General features: G+C 68.9%; 15 protein-coding genes. 8 read left to right on the plus strand and 7 right to left on the minus strand.

Annotated elements, in window-relative coordinates:
- Positions 1–60: 60 nt before the first annotated feature.
- Positions 61–2,019 (plus strand): elongation factor G, encoded by a 1,959-nt coding sequence (locus M3Q35_RS02900; RefSeq protein ID WP_273940018.1) that lies wholly within the window; start codon positions 61–63, stop codon positions 2,017–2,019.
- 2 nt (positions 2,020–2,021) lie between these two features.
- Here M3Q35_RS02900 and M3Q35_RS02905 read toward each other — a convergent pair whose 3' ends face one another.
- The gene (locus M3Q35_RS02905; protein WP_273940019.1) at positions 2,022–2,201 is read right to left on the minus strand and encodes a hypothetical protein; all 180 of its coding nucleotides are present in this window, start codon (positions 2,199–2,201) and stop codon (positions 2,022–2,024) included.
- Between the two features lie 150 nt (positions 2,202–2,351).
- On the opposite strand from M3Q35_RS02905, the gene M3Q35_RS02910 reads away from it, so the two are divergent.
- Entirely contained in the window at positions 2,352–2,765 is a 414-nt protein-coding gene (locus tag M3Q35_RS02910) for a nitroreductase/quinone reductase family protein (RefSeq protein ID WP_273940020.1), read from the plus strand.
- Here M3Q35_RS02910 and M3Q35_RS02915 read toward each other — a convergent pair.
- Positions 2,735–3,289, minus strand: coding sequence for a suppressor of fused domain protein (locus M3Q35_RS02915; RefSeq protein ID WP_273940021.1), 555 nt, complete (start codon positions 3,287–3,289; stop codon positions 2,735–2,737). The two genes, M3Q35_RS02910 and M3Q35_RS02915, sit on opposite strands and share 31 nt — an antisense overlap.
- Positions 3,286–3,852 (minus strand): TetR/AcrR family transcriptional regulator, encoded by a 567-nt coding sequence (locus M3Q35_RS02920; protein ID WP_273940022.1) that lies wholly within the window; start codon positions 3,850–3,852, stop codon positions 3,286–3,288. The genes M3Q35_RS02915 and M3Q35_RS02920 overlap by 4 nt, the downstream gene beginning before the upstream one ends.
- Positions 3,853–3,926: 74 nt before the next feature.
- Here M3Q35_RS02920 and M3Q35_RS02925 point away from each other — a divergent pair, with 74 nt between their 5' ends.
- The 3 genes from M3Q35_RS02925 to M3Q35_RS02935 all read left to right on the plus strand — a co-directional run bounded on the left by M3Q35_RS02925 (position 3,927) and on the right by M3Q35_RS02935 (position 6,956).
- Positions 3,927–4,763: an SDR family NAD(P)-dependent oxidoreductase gene (locus tag M3Q35_RS02925; RefSeq protein WP_273940023.1), complete on the plus strand. Its 837-nt coding sequence runs from the start codon at positions 3,927–3,929 to the stop codon at positions 4,761–4,763.
- Between the two features lie 30 nt (positions 4,764–4,793).
- Positions 4,794–6,020 carry an MFS transporter gene (locus M3Q35_RS02930; RefSeq protein ID WP_273940024.1) on the plus strand — a complete coding sequence of 409 codons (1,227 nt, stop codon included), beginning with the start codon at positions 4,794–4,796 and terminating at the stop codon, positions 6,018–6,020.
- A 138-nt stretch (positions 6,021–6,158) separates the two neighbouring features.
- Positions 6,159–6,956 (plus strand): hypothetical protein, encoded by a 798-nt coding sequence (locus M3Q35_RS02935; RefSeq protein ID WP_273940025.1) that lies wholly within the window; start codon positions 6,159–6,161, stop codon positions 6,954–6,956.
- On the opposite strand, the gene M3Q35_RS02940 is transcribed toward M3Q35_RS02935, so the two are convergent.
- The gene (locus M3Q35_RS02940; protein ID WP_273940026.1) at positions 6,942–7,997 is read right to left on the minus strand and encodes an AarF/ABC1/UbiB kinase family protein; all 1,056 of its coding nucleotides are present in this window, start codon (positions 7,995–7,997) and stop codon (positions 6,942–6,944) included. The genes M3Q35_RS02935 and M3Q35_RS02940 overlap by 15 nt on opposite strands.
- A gap of 344 nt (positions 7,998–8,341) precedes the next feature.
- On the opposite strand from M3Q35_RS02940, the gene M3Q35_RS02945 reads away from it, so the two are divergent.
- On the plus strand, positions 8,342–10,780 hold the full coding sequence (locus tag M3Q35_RS02945; protein ID WP_273940027.1) for a protease pro-enzyme activation domain-containing protein: 2,439 nt from the start codon (positions 8,342–8,344) through the stop codon (positions 10,778–10,780).
- 53 nt (positions 10,781–10,833) lie between these two features.
- Here M3Q35_RS02945 and M3Q35_RS02950 read toward each other — a convergent pair whose 3' ends face one another.
- Complete coding sequence (locus tag M3Q35_RS02950; RefSeq protein ID WP_273940028.1) at positions 10,834–11,454, minus strand: TetR/AcrR family transcriptional regulator; 621 nt, start codon at positions 11,452–11,454, stop codon at positions 10,834–10,836.
- 21 nt (positions 11,455–11,475) lie between these two features.
- Positions 11,476–11,946, minus strand: a complete 471-nt coding sequence (locus M3Q35_RS02955; RefSeq protein ID WP_273940029.1) for a MarR family winged helix-turn-helix transcriptional regulator — start codon at positions 11,944–11,946, stop codon at positions 11,476–11,478.
- An 84-nt stretch (positions 11,947–12,030) separates the two neighbouring features.
- Between M3Q35_RS02955 and M3Q35_RS02960 the strand changes: the two genes are divergently transcribed.
- Complete coding sequence (locus tag M3Q35_RS02960; RefSeq protein WP_273940030.1) at positions 12,031–12,564, plus strand: carboxymuconolactone decarboxylase family protein; 534 nt, start codon at positions 12,031–12,033, stop codon at positions 12,562–12,564.
- On the opposite strand, the gene M3Q35_RS02965 is transcribed toward M3Q35_RS02960, so the two are convergent.
- Positions 12,543–14,462, minus strand: coding sequence for an acyl-CoA dehydrogenase family protein (locus M3Q35_RS02965; RefSeq protein WP_273940031.1), 1,920 nt, complete (start codon positions 14,460–14,462; stop codon positions 12,543–12,545). The genes M3Q35_RS02960 and M3Q35_RS02965 overlap by 22 nt on opposite strands.
- A gap of 61 nt (positions 14,463–14,523) precedes the next feature.
- On the opposite strand from M3Q35_RS02965, the gene M3Q35_RS02970 reads away from it, so the two are divergent.
- Positions 14,524–15,714, plus strand: a complete 1,191-nt coding sequence (locus tag M3Q35_RS02970) for a hypothetical protein (protein WP_273940032.1) — start codon at positions 14,524–14,526, stop codon at positions 15,712–15,714.
- The last annotated feature ends 1 nt before the right edge of the window (position 15,715 follow it).

Genomic DNA, 15,715 nt, shown 5'->3' on the forward strand with positions numbered 1-15,715 from the left:
GAGCAGCTGTCATGTCTACCGCAGATGGAATGCACCCCCTTCTGAAGGACATGACGCTGTATGCCCGTGCTCAATCTGGGAATTCTCGCGCACGTCGACGCCGGTAAGACCAGCCTGACCGAGCGGCTGCTGTTCGCCGCCGGGATCATCGACGAGATCGGCCGCGTGGACGACGGCAACACGCAGACCGATTCGATGGCGCTGGAACGCCGTCGAGGTATCACGATCAAGTCGGCGGTGGTGTCATTCACCATGGCTGACCGAACCGTCAACCTCATCGACACGCCCGGTCACCCGGATTTCATCGCCGAGGTGGAACGGGTGCTGGGTGTGCTCGACGGCGCGGTGCTGGTCGTGTCGGCAGTGGAAGGCGTGCAGGCGCAGACCCGAATCCTGATGCGGGTGCTGCAAAGGCTGCGGATTCCGACGCTCATCTTCGTGAACAAGGTCGACCGCGGCGGCGCCCGATACGACGGGCTGCTGACCGACATCGCGGCCAAACTGTCACCGTCGATCGTGCCCATGGGATCGGTGATGGACATCGGCGCCCGGGCTGCCCGGGCCGTTCCGTTCGGTGTCGACGACGTCGATTTCGTGGAACGACTGGTCGAGCTGGACGACGAGTTGACGGCCGCCTATCTGTCCTCTTCGGACATTCCCTACGGCCGAGCATTGTCCACATTGGCCGCACGATCACGGTGTGGACTCGTGCATCCGGTGTTCTTCGGCTCGGCGATCACCGGTGCCGGCATCGACGCGTTGACCGAGGGCATCACGTCGTTCCTGCCGGTGGCCTCCGAGGACGCCGACGCGCCGGTGTCGGGCACGGTGTTCAAGGTCGAGCGCGGTCCGGCCGGCGAGAAGATCGCCTACGTGCGCATGCACGCCGGCACGCTGCGGGTCCGCGACCGGTTGCCCGACGGCGACGACAAGGTGACCGGCATCGCCGTCTTCGCCGACGGCGCAAGCGTTTTACAACCGGCCGTGACCGCCGGCCGGATCGCCAAGGTGTGGGGGCTCAACGGCATTCGCATCGGCGATGTCATTGGTTCGCCGACCGTGGCGGCCGAGCATTACTTCTCGCCGCCGACGCTGGAGACCGTCGTTCTGCCGGCGCGTTCGGGGGAGCGCGGCACGCTGCGCGCCGCCCTCGATCAGCTGGCCGAACAGGATCCGCTGATCGACGTTCGGCAGGACGAAATCCGTCGCGAGATCACGGTTTCCCTCTACGGCGAGGTCCAGAAGGAGGTCATTCAGGCCACGCTCGCCGAGGAGTTCGGCCTCGACGTCTCGTTCCGGGAGACCACCACCATCAACGTCGAACGCGTGGTCGGCGCCGGCGCCGCGGTCGAGATCATCCACGTGGCGCCCAATCCTTTCCTTGCCACCGTGGGACTTCGCATCGAGCCCGGCCCCGTCGACAGTGGCGTGCGGTACCGATTGGACGTCGAACTCGGGTCGATGCCCTATGCCTTCATGAAGACCGTCGAGGACAGTGTTCGTGAGACTCTCTCGCAGGGGCTGTACGGTTGGCGGGTCATCGACTGTGTCGTCACGATGACTCAGTCCGGCTATTCGCCGCGGCAGAGTCATATGCACCAGAAGTTCGACAAGTCCATGTCCAGCACCGGCGCCGACTTTCGCGGCCTCACGCCACTGGTCCTGATGTCCGCGTTGGCCAGCGCCGGAACGAGGGTGCACGAGCCCATTCACCGCTACCAGTTGGAGATTCCCGCCGAATCCTTCGCCGCCGTGCTGCCCGTGCTCGTGCAACTGCGCGCCGCGCCTTTGACGTCGTCCATCAGCGGCCGGACCCACGTTCTGAACGGCGACATTCCGGCGGCCGCCGTGCATGGTCTCGAACGGCGGCTGCCGTCACTGACCAGTGGCGAGGGTGTGCTCGAGGCCGCGTTCGACCACTACCGCCCCATTCCCGGCGCTGCCCCGAACCGGGCCCGCTGGGACCACAATCCGTTGAGCCGCAAGGAATACCTGCTGCATGTGCTACGCCGGGTGTGAGCTCAGCGGCGGCGGGCCATCACCCAGGCGATATTGGCCACCGTGATCGCGGACAACGCCGCCAGCAGGACGCCGGCCCAGGTCATGCCCAGGTGGAAGGAGGCAACCGTCGCCGCCAGGCAGAGCGTCAGTCCCAGCGCCGCCAGCCACAGCCGCATGCTGCCCGATCCCATCTTGATCATTGGCCCGTTTCGAGCACCCCCCGATCTCCATCCAACCAGATCAACCTGGCAGTGGGGCCGATGGCCGATCGGGGGTGATCTTGGTCGAGTCGATTGTCGGGGCGGCGTGGTTGGATGGAAGACGGGGGCTGCATTTTCAGGGGGCGAAGGATGAGCGAGATCAAGCGGCGGCTGGTGACGTGGTTCCAGCGCAGCATCGCGAACCCGGTGCTGGTGCGGATGCCGGGACGCACGGTGCTGGAGACGAGCGGCCGCAAGTCGGGGCAGAAGCGCCGGACGCCGATCGGCGGCCGGCGGGTGGGCGACGACTTCTGGCTGGTGTCGGAGTACGGCGAGAAGTCGCAGTACGTGCGCAACATCAAGGCGGACCCGAGGGTGCGGGTACGCATCAAGGGGCGCTGGCGGACGGGCATCGCGTACCTGATGCCGGAGGACGACGCGAAGGCCCGACTGCGTGGGCTGCCGGTGGTGAACAGCGCGGGCGTAAGGATGCTGGGCACGAACCTGCTGACGATCCGCGTCGAGCTGACGAATCACACTGCGGGCGGCCGCGCGACGTCGTAGCAGTCCCAGTCGAGCCGGATGAACGGGTCGAGCCCGTGTTCCCGGATGTACTGCCGCTCGACGTCGTGGATGGGGAACAGGCCGGCGATGCTCACCGGCCGCTCCTCGCCGACGTCGATGTCGGTGTAGTCGGCCGGATCGAGCACAGCCGGCGGCCCGACGACGAAGGCGGTCATGGTCGACTCGGGGGAGATCGGCTCACCGAAGTTGATGGTGTCGCCGTAGCAGAACGGGCAGCTGCCGCGGAGGGTCTGGGCCACGTTGCCGGCGACGATCGCCCACGCCGGGTCCTCGGACCGCACGCTGATGCACAGCTCGGGCTTGCTGAGCGGCCACTCCTCGTGCTCGGCCAGGGAAAGGCCGTAGGTGAGGCCGGTGATCAGGCCCTCGGGCAGGCCCCGATAGACGATCGAGGTCACGGCGGGCAGACCGGGCTTGGTCGAGTCCCAGATCTTGTACTCCGCCTCGACGCCGCCGGACAGGGCGTCCAGGTGGGCCAGGTACCTATCGACACGGCTGGTCACGGCTGACTTCCCCTTCGGAGATGGGCGAGCAGGTCGTCGACGAGGTCCTCGGGATCGGCGTTGCCCTTGCCGTCGGCGGCGAGATGCCCGGCGGACGCGAGGTCGGCGGCGCCGTGGGCGAGCGACCGAAGCAGGGACGCGAGCCGGATCGGGTCGCCGGCGGGGAGCAGGCCGGCCTGCTGGGCTGCGGCGACGGTGTCGACGAACCGGGCCTGGGCAGCCTCGGCGGCGAGGTGCAGCTCGGTGGAGTCGACGGTCCACGGCCCGAAGATCAACCGGAATCGGGCGGGGGAGTCGAGCGCCCACCGGACGTAGCTGTGCAGGGCGTCGCGAAGCCGCTCGGCCGGTGACGAGGAGGGCTCGGGGCGGGCGGCGCGGCGTTCGAGCTCACGGGCGGCGAACGCCGCCAACAACGCCTCCTTGCTGGGGAAATGCTTGTACGGGGCGTTGTGCGACACCCCCGCCTGCCGCCCGACTTCCCGCAGCGTGACGGCCTCGACCCCGCCGGCGTCGAGCAGTCGCGCCGCGGCGTCGAGCAGCGCCTCGCGGGTCCCGGAAGCCATGGCGGCATGGTAGCCCGAGGTTGACGCTGTCAACGGACAGAGCTAGGTTGACGGTGTCAACCAAGGGGGAAGTCATGCACGCGGTGGTGACCGGCGCGACGTCCGGCATCGGCGAGGCGATCGCGACGGCGCTGGCCCGATCGGCGACGGTGACAATGGTCGGCCGGGACGACGCCCGGCTCCGAGCAGCGGCAGAGCGGATCACAAAAGCTGTTCCCAGCGCCGATCTGATCCTCGAACGGGCGGATCTGGCCCTGCTCAAGGACGTTCGCGACCTGGCCGAGCGGCTGGACCTACCGGACGTGGTGGTCAGCAACGCGGCGGTGATCACGGATCTCGATGACCGTACGGAGGAGGGCACGCAGCGGCTGCTGGCGGTGAACCACCTGGCCCCGTACCTGCTGCTGCGTCTCCTGGCGCAAAGGATCGAAACTCGTCAGGCCAGGTTTGTGATCGTCGGCGCGGACCCGACAGCGCTGGCCCGCGTACCCGTGGATCTGGACGACCTGGAGTCCGGAAACCTCCACCTGCCCGATCCCGACCTGACGCCGTTCGCCGCCTACGGCCGGACCAAGAACATGAACGCGATGTTCGGCTACGAACTGGCCCGCAGGCTGCCGACGATCACGGTCAACAGCGCGCATCCGGGCATCATCGGCGGCACCGGCCTCGGCCGGAATGTTCGTGGGGCACTGCGGAAACTGGGCGACGAGCTGGGGCGCACGGCGCCAGGACCGGAGGTCGGCGCGGACACGCCGGTCTGGCTGGCGACAACGTCCGAAGTGGACGGAAGGACCGGCGGCTTCTACGTCGACCGCCGGCTCACCGAGACGGCGGAACACACCACGGACCGCGACCGATGTGCCCGGCTGTGGCGGGAAAGTGCCCAGCTGGTGGGAATTTCCCAGTGACGGCAGGGTGATCCGGTAGCGTGACGGCACGTGCGCCGCTGGAACCGTGACTTCTCCCTGTTCTTCGTGGCCCGCGCGGCGGCCCGCCTCGGCGACATGATGTTGCCGGTCGCGCTGGCCGCCGGCCTGATCCAGTACGGCTACGGCGTCGGCGCGGTCGGCGGCGCGATGGCCGCGTTCAGCGCGTGTTTCGCCGGGTTCGTCATCTTCGGCGGCGTGATCGCGGACCGGTTCGACACCCGGGCGGTGATGGTCGGCGCCGACCTGACCAGGGTGCTCACGCAGTCCTCGGTGGCGGTCATGTTCTTCACCGGCCATGTCGTGTTCTGGCAGATCTGCGCGGTGGGCGCGGTGAACGGCCTGTGCGCGGCGCTGTTCCAGCCGGGCATCGCCAGCACGATCCCGCGCATCGCCACGGATGTGCAGAGCGCCAACAGCATCATCCGCGTGGCCGAGTCGGTGATGGGCGTGGCCGGCCCGGCCTTCGCCGGTCTGCTGATCGGCGTCACGTCGGTCGGCGGCGTCTTCGCGGTGCACGCGGCCACCTATCTGACGAGTGCCTTGTGCCTGCTGGGTTTGCGTCTGGGCCGAGCACCGCGCCCGGCCCGGCGCGAGCGCTTCCGGACCGATCTGGTCGAGGGCTGGCGGGAATTCCGGGCCCGCGGCTGGGTGTGGGGCGTGATCCTGGTCTGGATGGTGCTGATGATCACCACCTTCGGCCCGCTGACCCCGCTGGTCGCCACCGAGATCATCACCACCAACGGCGACACCGCGTACGGCCTGGTCAACTCGATCGGCGGGGCCGGCATGGCGGTGGGCGGCCTGATCGCGATGCGGCTGCGCCCCCGGCATCCGCTGCGGGCCGGCGCGATCGCCATGCTGGTCTACGGGATCCAGCCGGTCATGGTCGCGCTGCACGCCCCGATCTGGCTGGTCGCCCTGGGTTTCGCGGTGGCCGGCGGCGTGCAGACGTTCTGGAGCGTGATGTGGGCGACCAGCATCCAGACCCAGATCCCGGGCTCGATCCTCAACCGCATCCACGCCTACGAGGTCGCCGGCTCGCTGGCCATGATGCCGGTCGGCCAGGCGCTGGCCGGCCCGGCCGCCGGCGTGCTCGGCAGCGGACCGGTGCTGCTCGTCGGTGCGGTCGCCGCGGTGGCCGGCATGGTCGCCCTGCTGCTGGCCCGGCCCGTCCGAGACCTCGGCCGCGCCTGCCGGACCGAGCTGGCCGCCGTGTCAGGAAGGGCCCCTTCCTGACGTTGAACGCCAGGATCGGTCCCTTGATCTTGGCGAGAGTGTCAGGAAGGGGTCCTTCCTGACGTTCAACGAGAGGAATGGTCCCTTGATCTTGGGGCGGGGTCGCGGGGGATCGGCGCTGGTGAGAAGGTGGCGGGCATGCGCACCGAGCTGCTTTCCGTCCCCGGCGAACCGGCGCGTGCCAACGAGGACTTCGCGGCGATCTCGCCACTGGGCGCCGCGGTCGTGTTGGACGGGGTGACGCCGCCGCCCGACGGCCAGACCGGCTGCGTCCACACGGTGACGTGGTTCGTGCAGCAGCTGGGCCCGGCGTTGCTGGACCAAGCGGCGGGGCGGCGGGACCAGTCGCTGGCCGACTGCCTGGCCGACGCAATCGGACAAACCAAGGCGAAGCACGAGGACACCTGCGACCTGAGCCACCGGCGAACGCCGCAGGCAACGGTCGTCGCGCTGCGGTGGGACGAAAAGCGGGTCGAATACCTGGTGTTGTCGGATTCGGTGCTGCTGCTGGACATCGAGGGCACCGTGACGCCGCTGTTGGACGGCCGGCTGGACGAAGTCACCGGCCGCCCGGAAATGCGGGAAATCCGATACACGCCAGGGTATTTCGATGCCCTGGAGAGCCTTCGAAACGCCGACGGCGGCTTCTACACGGCGGCGGCCGACGCTGAGGTGGCCAAGCGTGCGGTGACGGGGCAGTTGCCGCGAAACGACGTCCGCGCGGCGGTGGCGATGTCGGACGGGGCGAGCCGCTGGAGCGAGGTGTTCCACTTCGGCGACTGGACGGATCTGTTCGGGCAAGCCGAAAAGAGCGTCGAGGGCCTCGTCGACGCGGTACGGGCGGCGGAGACCGCCGACCCGGACCGCAAGGACTTCCCGCGCGGCAAGGCCCGTGACGATGCGTCGGTGGTGTTCATCGAGCTAGCCGATAGGTGAGGACTGCTCATCCAATCGAGCCAGCGCCGAGGTGAGGGCGGCTCGCGGATACGGCGACTGCCGGCTCTCCACGAACAGCGCGGCGTAGAAGTCGTTGAACGGCACGGCTACCGACTGGTAGCGGCGCAGCAGCTCGGCGGCGGCCGGGGGAAACTCCGTGTCATCGGTGAAGTCGCGGATGAAGTCCATCCGGGACCGCGGCACGGTCGGGTCGACGTCGGCCAGCGCCCGCACCATCATGGTGACCATATGGGCCAGCACGTGGCTGCGGTCGTGCCCGGCATTGGCCACCAGGAACTCCCGTTCCTCGGGTGACAGATCGAAACGGGTCGAGGTCGCCAGTCCGAAGTCGGCGACGTAGAGCCGGTCGCCATCGGAAAGAATGTTGCCGAAATGGGCGTCGAAATGGAACAGACCTTTGCGCTCCATGAATTCAAATGTGGATCGCAGATCGCGTTCGACCACCGGCACCACGCGATCGAACTCGCCGGCCCGCAGCTGGTCCTCGAACCACGGGTGCATCGTGTGCGGGAAGTACTCCATGAACATCGCCACGCCGGCCGGCGCGTCGATCAGCGCCTCGGCCCGTTCCCGCACACCCGGCGCGTTGTGCATGTACTCGACGCACTTGTCGACGTCGAGCAGGTCCTCCCATACCGGCGGCGGCGAGTCCACGACCCGCCAGTGGTAGAGCATCGGGAAATTGGGGCATTCGCCGGACAACACCCAGTTCGTGGCCATCGTGTGCGCGGCGACCTCGCGCCACACGCTGCCGCCGGGGCCGCCGACGCCGTACTGGGTCCAGGGCGGCAGGCCGAACAGATTGGCGGTCGAGCGCAGGTTCTCCGGCCGGCGCTCCAGCTCGGTCAGCGGCGCCTTCTTGACGAACACCTTCGCACCGGCCACGGTTACCACCCCGGCTTTGCCGCCGGCCCCGGACGAGTCGACCGGCACGGCCGACTCCACCAGGTCGGCGAGCTGACGGTCGCTGAGCAACGCCAATGCCGTGGACACGTCCGCGAATCGCCCGGTTCTCGTCACTTCACCACGTTACCGGCCGGGATGATCGGACCGCCAACGGGTTTTGACAATCCTTCTTTCGTCGGGCGTGAGGTGTTGATGCCTGTTGACGCCATATCCCAAGGAATGGGCGTCGAAGTTGTTGTTTTGTCCGCTTTGCCGGGCGATCTGTCACGATCTGTTGACCTATGACGCTCGCTACGTGACGACCCGGTCACGATATGGCCAACCGTGACGGGCGATTCCATACCTTGGTAGGGAATCCATTCCATGGCCGTTCACGGGCTGTTAGTGTTCCGCCTAACTCCCTCGCCGAGGGAAATAACCCCTGCCATTTTCATCTCCCCTGTAGGGATGGAGCAATCGTGAAGCTGACCCGTCGCGCCTCAGTGGCGCTGCTGGTTGCCGCGCCGATGGTCCTGGCCACCGGCGCCGGGTTCACCGCCGCCGCGCAGACGACCCCGAACACCACCCAGCTGGCCAACAGCGCCGCCCCGGGACTCGAGTTCGCCACGAGAACCGGCTCGGTGAGCGCCGACCAGCAGATGCAGGTCGCCGTCTCGCTGAACTACCGTGACGCGGCCGGCCTGGACGCCTTCCTGGCCCGGGTGAACAACCCGAGCTCGGCCGACTACCACCACTACCTGACGCCGGCGCAGTTCCGCGACCGCTTCGCGCCGACCCAGGCCCAGGTCGACCAGGTGCGGGCCTACCTGCAGAGCAAGGGCCTTACCGTCACCAACGTGGCGTCGAACCGGATGCTGATCGACGCCGCCGGCCCGGCCAAGACCGTGCAGAGCGCCTTCGCCACCACGGAGTCGCGCTACCACGACAACAAGACCAACAAGGACTTCACGGCCAACGACGAGGCCCCCTCGGTCGACAGCTCGGTCGCCGGCCTGATCGGCGGCATCTCCGGCCTGAACAACCACTACCAGCTGCACAACTACACCAAGGCGCCCAACGCGAACGCGCCGAAGGCGGGCAGCGGCCCGGCCGGCGGCTACACCGCGCAGGAGCTGCGCTCGGCCTACGGCGTCGACAAGCTGAACAGCGCCGGCACCACCGGCTCCGGCCAGACCGTGGCCATGCTGGAGTTCTCGCACTTCAGCCAGACCAACATCAGCAAGTACGACTCGCAGTACGGCACCGGCTCGCCGACCCCGACCGTGGTCAAGGTCGACGGCGGCGACGACGACACCGCCGGTGACGGCACCGTCGAGGTCGAGCTGGACATCGAGGTCGCGCACGCGGTCGCGCCCAAGGCCAATGTCGCGGTCTACGAGGCCCCGAACAGCGACCAGGGCGAGATCGACATGTGGAACAAGTTCATCACCGACAACGTGTCGGTGGTGTCCTCCAGCTGGGGCGCCTGCGAGCTCGACGACACCGCGTCCACCGAGACGGCCGTGGACAACGTGGCCAAGCAGGGCGCGGCCCAGGGCCAGACCTTCCTGTCGGCCGCCGGTGACTCCGGCGCCTACGACTGCTACCGCCACAGCGGCACGCAGTCCCCGAACGCCAACAACCTCGCGGTCGACTTCCCCGGCTCCGACCCGTACGTGGTCAGCGTCGGCGGCACCGTGCTGACCGAGGGCAGCGGCGGCAGCTACAGCTCCGAGACCGTGTGGAACGAGGGCACGGCCACCAAGTGGGCCGGCGGCGGCGGTGTGTCCAGCAAGTTCGCCCGCCCGTCCTGGCAGACCGGCCCCGGCGTCAACACCAGCGCGCTGCGCCAGGTGCCGGACGTCTCGGCCGTCGCGTCGGACTACTCGATCTACACCCAGGGCCAGTGGACCACCGTCGGCGGCACCAGCGCGGCCACCCCGCTGTGGGCGTCCGTGCTGACGCTGGCCAACCAGCAGGCGGCCGCCAACGGCAAGTCCCGCGTCGGCCAGGTCCAGTCCACGCTGTACCAGCTGGGCTCGTCCAGCAGCTACAGCTCGCTGTTCCACGACATCACCACCGGCGACAACCTGCACTACAGCGCGGTCGCCAACTACGACGAGGCCAGCGGCTGGGGCTCGCCCAAGGCCGACGCCCTCGTCGCGAACCTGTCCGGCGGCACCACCCAGCCGGGCTCCCCGTCGGTGACCAGCCCGGGCAACCAGTCCAACCTGGTCGGTGACAGCGTCAACGTCACCGTGCACGCCACCGGCGGCACCGCGCCGTACACCTGGTCCGCCTCGGGCCTGCCGACCGGCCTGTCCATCGCCTCGGGCACCGGCGTGATCAGCGGCACCACCAACACCGCCGGCAGCTACAACGTCTCCGTCACGGCGACCGACGCCGCCGGCAAGACCGGCAGCGCCTCCTTCACCTGGGCCGTCGGCACCACCGGCGGCAACTGCTCCGGCCAGAAGCTCGGCAACCCCGGCTTCGAGACCGGCAGCGCGTCGCCGTGGAGCTCCTCCACCGGCGTCGTCAGCAACGCCTCGGCCGGCGAGGCCGCGCACGGCGGCAGCTACCTGGCCTGGCTGGACGGCTACGGCTCGACCCACACCGACACGCTGTCCCAGTCGGTGACCATCCCGGCCGGCTGCCACGCGACCCTGTCGTTCTGGCTGCACATCGACACCGCCGAGACCACCACCTCGACGGCCTACGACAAGCTGACCGTCAAGGCCGGCTCGACCACCCTGGCCACCTACTCCAACCTCAACAAGGCCAGCGGCTACGTGCAGAAGACGTTCGACGTCTCCTCGCTGGCCGGCCAGACGGTGACGGTCTCGTTCACCGGCGCCGAGGACTCGGGCCTGCAGACCTCGTTCGTCATCGACGACACGGCTGTCACCCTGAGCTGACGCGACTGCTTGGAAGGGGCCCTTCCTGACGTTCAACGTCAGGAAGGGCCCCTTCACCGCGTTCGGAGCTTGGCCCGGAGGGCCTTGCGGGCTAGAGGGCCTAGCTCGTCCACGACCTCGACGAGGACGGCCAGCCGGTCCAAGGCGGACAGTGCGGCCTCGGCCCCGGCCGGGTCCACGCCCTCGAACAGCTCCAGGCCGATGAAACCGGCGCACAGCGCCTCGGCCAGCCCGCCGATGTCGATCAGATCGGCCACCGGCGACGTGGCCAGCAGGCGGTCCAGGGCCTGGCGGATCGGCGTCACCCACAGGCGCAGCGCGGCCCCGGTCGCCTCGGCCAGCTGCGGATCACCCTGCGCACCGGCCATCATCTGGGCCAGCACCCGCACGTTGCCGCGGGCCTGCTCCTCGGCGTGCAGCTCGCGGCCGGCGGCCAGCAGGTCGCGCAGGCTGGGCACGGTGGCCAGCCGCTCCTCGAACTGGTCCAGCCGGTCCTTGGTCGCGGCCAGACAGGCCGCCTTGAGCAGGTCGTTCACGCTGCCGAAGTGGTAGAAGACCAGCGCCTGGTTGACGCCGGCGGTGGCCGCGATGCTGCGCGCGGACGTGCCGGCGATGCCGTGCTGCCGGATCGTCTCGATCGCGCCGTCGATCAGGCGCCGGCGGGTGTCGGCCATGTGATCACCGTACGAACCGGCTCACCCGGTGAACCAGCCGGGGGCGTCCAGCCGGAAGAAGTTGCCGGGCGTCATGGTGCGCAGGCCGGCCTCCATGTCGCGGAGTCGTTGCGGCCCCAGCGTGTGCGCCCACTCCGCGCGGAGCACCTCGAAGATCTGCGCTGATCGGACGAGCGCGTCCACGCCGCGTGGGGTGAGGCGGACAAGCTTGCGGCGGGCGTCCTGGCTGTCGTCGATGCGTTCGACGTAGCCCATCGCTTCCAGCCGGTCGGCGGTCTTGCCGGCGGCCTGCTTGGACACGCCGAGGCGGCGGCCCATCTCGCTGGCCGTGGTGCCGGCGCGGCCGATCGCCTGCAACGCGAAGCCGTGCGCCGGCCGCAGGTCGGGGTGGCCCTGCGCGGCCAGGTCGGCGTGCAGGCGGTCGATGAGCGTGCGGAAGCCCGCGAACAGCAGCAGGGGCAGGGCGAAGCCAGGCTCGTCGGTATTAGCCATTGCGCAACTCGACAACCTGGTTTACCTTTTCACCGATCGCATCGACAACCATGTTGACGATCCTAGTCCATCCGGAGGAGAAAGTTGTTCGTCGACCACACCCTGGAGACCGCGCCCGAGGCGGCCCGTAGGTCGCTCAAGGCCACCGTCGACCAGCTCGGCTACCTGCCGGCGCCGATGGCCCGGCTGGCCGCGTCGCCGGAGCTGCTTGACGGTTTCCTCAAGCTCACCAAGATGTTCGAGAACACGTCGCTGGAGCCGCTGGCCCGCGAGACCGTGGTCATGACCGTGGCCGTGCGCAACGGCTGCCACGTCTGCATCGCCATGCACACCGCCATGCTCGGCGGCATCGGGGCCGACGCCGACCTGGTGGCCGCGCTGCGCGAACAGCGGCCGCTGCCCGACGTGAAGCTGGAAGCCTTGCGTACCTTCACGATCGAGGTCATGACCACCGCGGGCGGCGTCGATGACGTGGTGCTCAAGGAGTTCCTCGAGCACGGCTACACCACGCAGCAGGCGCTGGAGGTGGTGCTGGGCATCGGCACCTACACCCTGTCCACCTTCGCCAACCGCATGACCAAGGCGCCGCTGGACTATCAGCTGGCGGCGTTCGCCTGATCCTCCTGCCACTGGGCTTCTTGACGATCCGGTTCCTCACGCAGGATCGCCGCATCGAGGAAGCGTTCTGGCACAGCGAAAGCGTCGACCAGTATGCGGGCGTGCGGCCGCAGCTCGGCGCACAGCTTGTTCACCGCACCGTTCACCGCCTTGCCGCGACCGGCCGCCAGCCGGCCGTGGGCCAGGAACCAGGCCAGATCCTCGTTCACCGTGTGCACCGCGTACAGCGTGCACACCCGGTCGAGCAGGCGCTGCACCTCCGGGTCGGCACACCGCTCGACCGCGTCCGCGAACGCTTGCAGCACAACGCGTTCGGTGTGCACGCGGCCGGCGCGCAGCACGTGGTCCTGCGCGCTGTTGAACACCTCGAACGGATCGGCGTCACCACTCGCGGCCCGGCGCAGCCGCCGGGCCAGGCCGTCCAGCACGTGCGCCTCACGGTCCTCGAACGCCCGCAGCTGCCAGCCGCGGTCGTACAGGGCGTCGGCGTCCTCCCGGCCGGGGCCGAGGCTGGGCAGCCGCTCGGCGACCAGGCCGACGAACTGCTCGGCGACGAAACGGGCCAGGCCGAGCGTGCCGAGATCCTCGAACTGGCTGCGGTAGTTGGTCAGCAGGCCCTTGGCCACCAGTTGCAGCAGCACCGTGTTGTCGCCCTCGAACGTGGTGAACACGTCCGTGTCGGCCTTCAGCGTGGTGAGCAGGTTCTCGGCCAGGTAACCGGCTCCGCCGCACGCCTCGCGGCAGGTCTGGATCACGGCCGTGGTGTGCCAGGTGGACAGTGCCTTGATGCCGGCGGCGTGGGACTCCAGCTCACGCTGCCGGCGTTCGTCCGGCTCGGAGGTGCTCTGCAACTCGTCCAGGGACCGCGTCAGGTTCTCCTGGGCGAAGTGCAGCGCATAGGACTTTGCCAAAGCGGGGAGCAGTTTGCGTTGGTGCGCCTGGTAATCCAGTAGCACGACCTCGCGGGCGTCGTCCGGGCGGTTGAACTGGCGGCGGGCGTCGGCGTAGCGGACGGCGACGGTCAGCGCGCGCTTGGCCGCGCTGCCGGCGCTGCCGGCCACGCTGACCCGGCCCCGGATCAGCGTGCCCAGCATGGTGAAGAAGCGCCGGTTGTCGCTGTCGATCGGGCTGCGGTAGGTGCCGTCCGGCTCGACCTGGCCGTAGTGGTCGAGCAGGTTCTCCCTCGGCACGCGGACGTGGTCGAAGCTCAGCCGTCCGTTGTCCACGCCGTTCAGGCCGCCCTTGCGGCCACAGTCCTCAATGGACATTCCGGGCAGTGGATTGCCTTCGTCGTCACGGATCGGCACCAGGAAGGCGTGCACGCCGCGCCCGCGGCCGTCGGTGATCAGCTGCGCGAACACCACCGCCGCACGGCCGTCCCGCGCCGCGTTGCCGATGTAGTCCTTGCGTGCGGACTGATGGGGCGTGTGCAGCACGAAGTCGGTGCCGTCATACGTGGCCGTCGTGCGCAGATGTTGCACGTCCGAACCGTGACCGGTCTCGGTCATGGCGAAGCAGCCCGGCAGCGTCAGGTCCATGATGTCGGCGAGGTAGCGCTCGTGGTGCCGGCGCGTGCCCAGCAGCTGCACGGCCCCGCCGAACAGCCCCCACTGCACGCCGGCCTTCACCATCAGCGACAGGTCGCCGAAGCCGAGCGTCTCGAACGCCACCACCGAGCCGCCGATGTCGCCGCCGCCACCGTAGGCGCGGTCGAAGCCCAGCTTCGGACCGTCCGTCTTGGCCAGCGCGTGCAGCTGTTCGAACACCAGCGCTCGGTGCTCTTCGGTGCTCAGGCCGCTGGTGTCGCGGTACTCGACGCCGGCCAGCTGCTCCCGCACCGTGCGGCGCAGCGTGGCCCACCGCCCGTCCAGGACCTCGGTGATCGAACTCGGCTCCACGGGCCGAGACTACGCACATTTGCGTATGTGCGCCGATCAAGCCGCTGGCCAGGATGTCGCCATGTCACGTATTCGGGCCACCGTGCTGGCGGCTGCCCTCACCATGGTCGCGGCGCTGCTCGGCGCGCCGGCCGCGCACGCCGGCAACGGCTTCTTCACCAAGCAGGATCTCACCGCCACCGCGGGCGCGCCGACGGGATTCGGCCCCCAGGTCGGCTGGACCACGCCGTGGGACAACAAGCGGCACTTTGCCTATTACGGTGGCGACAGCGAGCTCATCGTCGCGTCGGCCGCCGTCGGAGGCGCGTGGAGCTGGACCTCGCTCGTCCGTCGCGAGCCCATCAACACGTTCTACAGCGCGTACGCGTACTCCTGGGACCACAGTTCGCGCATCGTCTATGCCGACGGCGTGACCCATCACCTGATCGAATGGTGGTCCAGCGACACCTCGCCGACCTGGCAGAAGGTCGATCTCACCGCCACCCACAACGGCCCGCTGATCCAGACCGACCCGCACGGCTACGAGCAGGACGGCCAGCAGCACATCGTCTTTCGCGATGCGAACCCGGGGGGACCGCTGTGGGAGGCCGTGTACAAGCCCGGCGGCGACTGGACGTTCACGGACCTGACCGCGCTCACGGGCATCAAGCCGGCGTACAACGAAGGCTGGTGGATCAACGCGCGGTCGCTCGGCCTCGACGGCGAGGCCGTCGGCTACATCGGTGACGACGGCTATCCGCACGTGCTCATGGGGCAGCGTGGCCGATGGCTGGACACCCGGGTCGGCGTGGCCGCCGACGACCACGAGTACTACACCGTGAACTCCATGGCGTTCCTGCGCTACGGGCACCTGCAGCGCTACGCCTTCCGTTACATCACCAGCGATCACCACATGCACGAGGCGGCGTGGCAGGTCGGCCGGTGGACCGACACCGACGTCACCGCGGTCACCGGCGCCGCCCCGCGGCAGGTGCCCAACACGACCAGCGACTCGTTCCTGTGGAATGCCGACGGCAGCGAGCACATGTTCACGGGTACCGACGACGGCACGGTGATCGAGTACGTGCGGACCTACGACGGCCGCTGGTTCCTGTGGCGGGACACCGGTCCCAACCCGAACAGTCCCGGCTGGGTCTGTGCCTTCGCCGCGGCGGACGACTTCACCAGTGGCACCGAGACCGAGTTCTACGTGTACTACGACGACGACAAGCACGTGATCGTCGGCGATCTGACCGCGCCTTTCCAGGCCTGAA

Origin of the sequence: Kutzneria chonburiensis (assembly GCF_028622115.1) — a bacterium.
GTDB lineage: Bacteria > Actinomycetota > Actinomycetes > Mycobacteriales > Pseudonocardiaceae > Kutzneria > Kutzneria chonburiensis.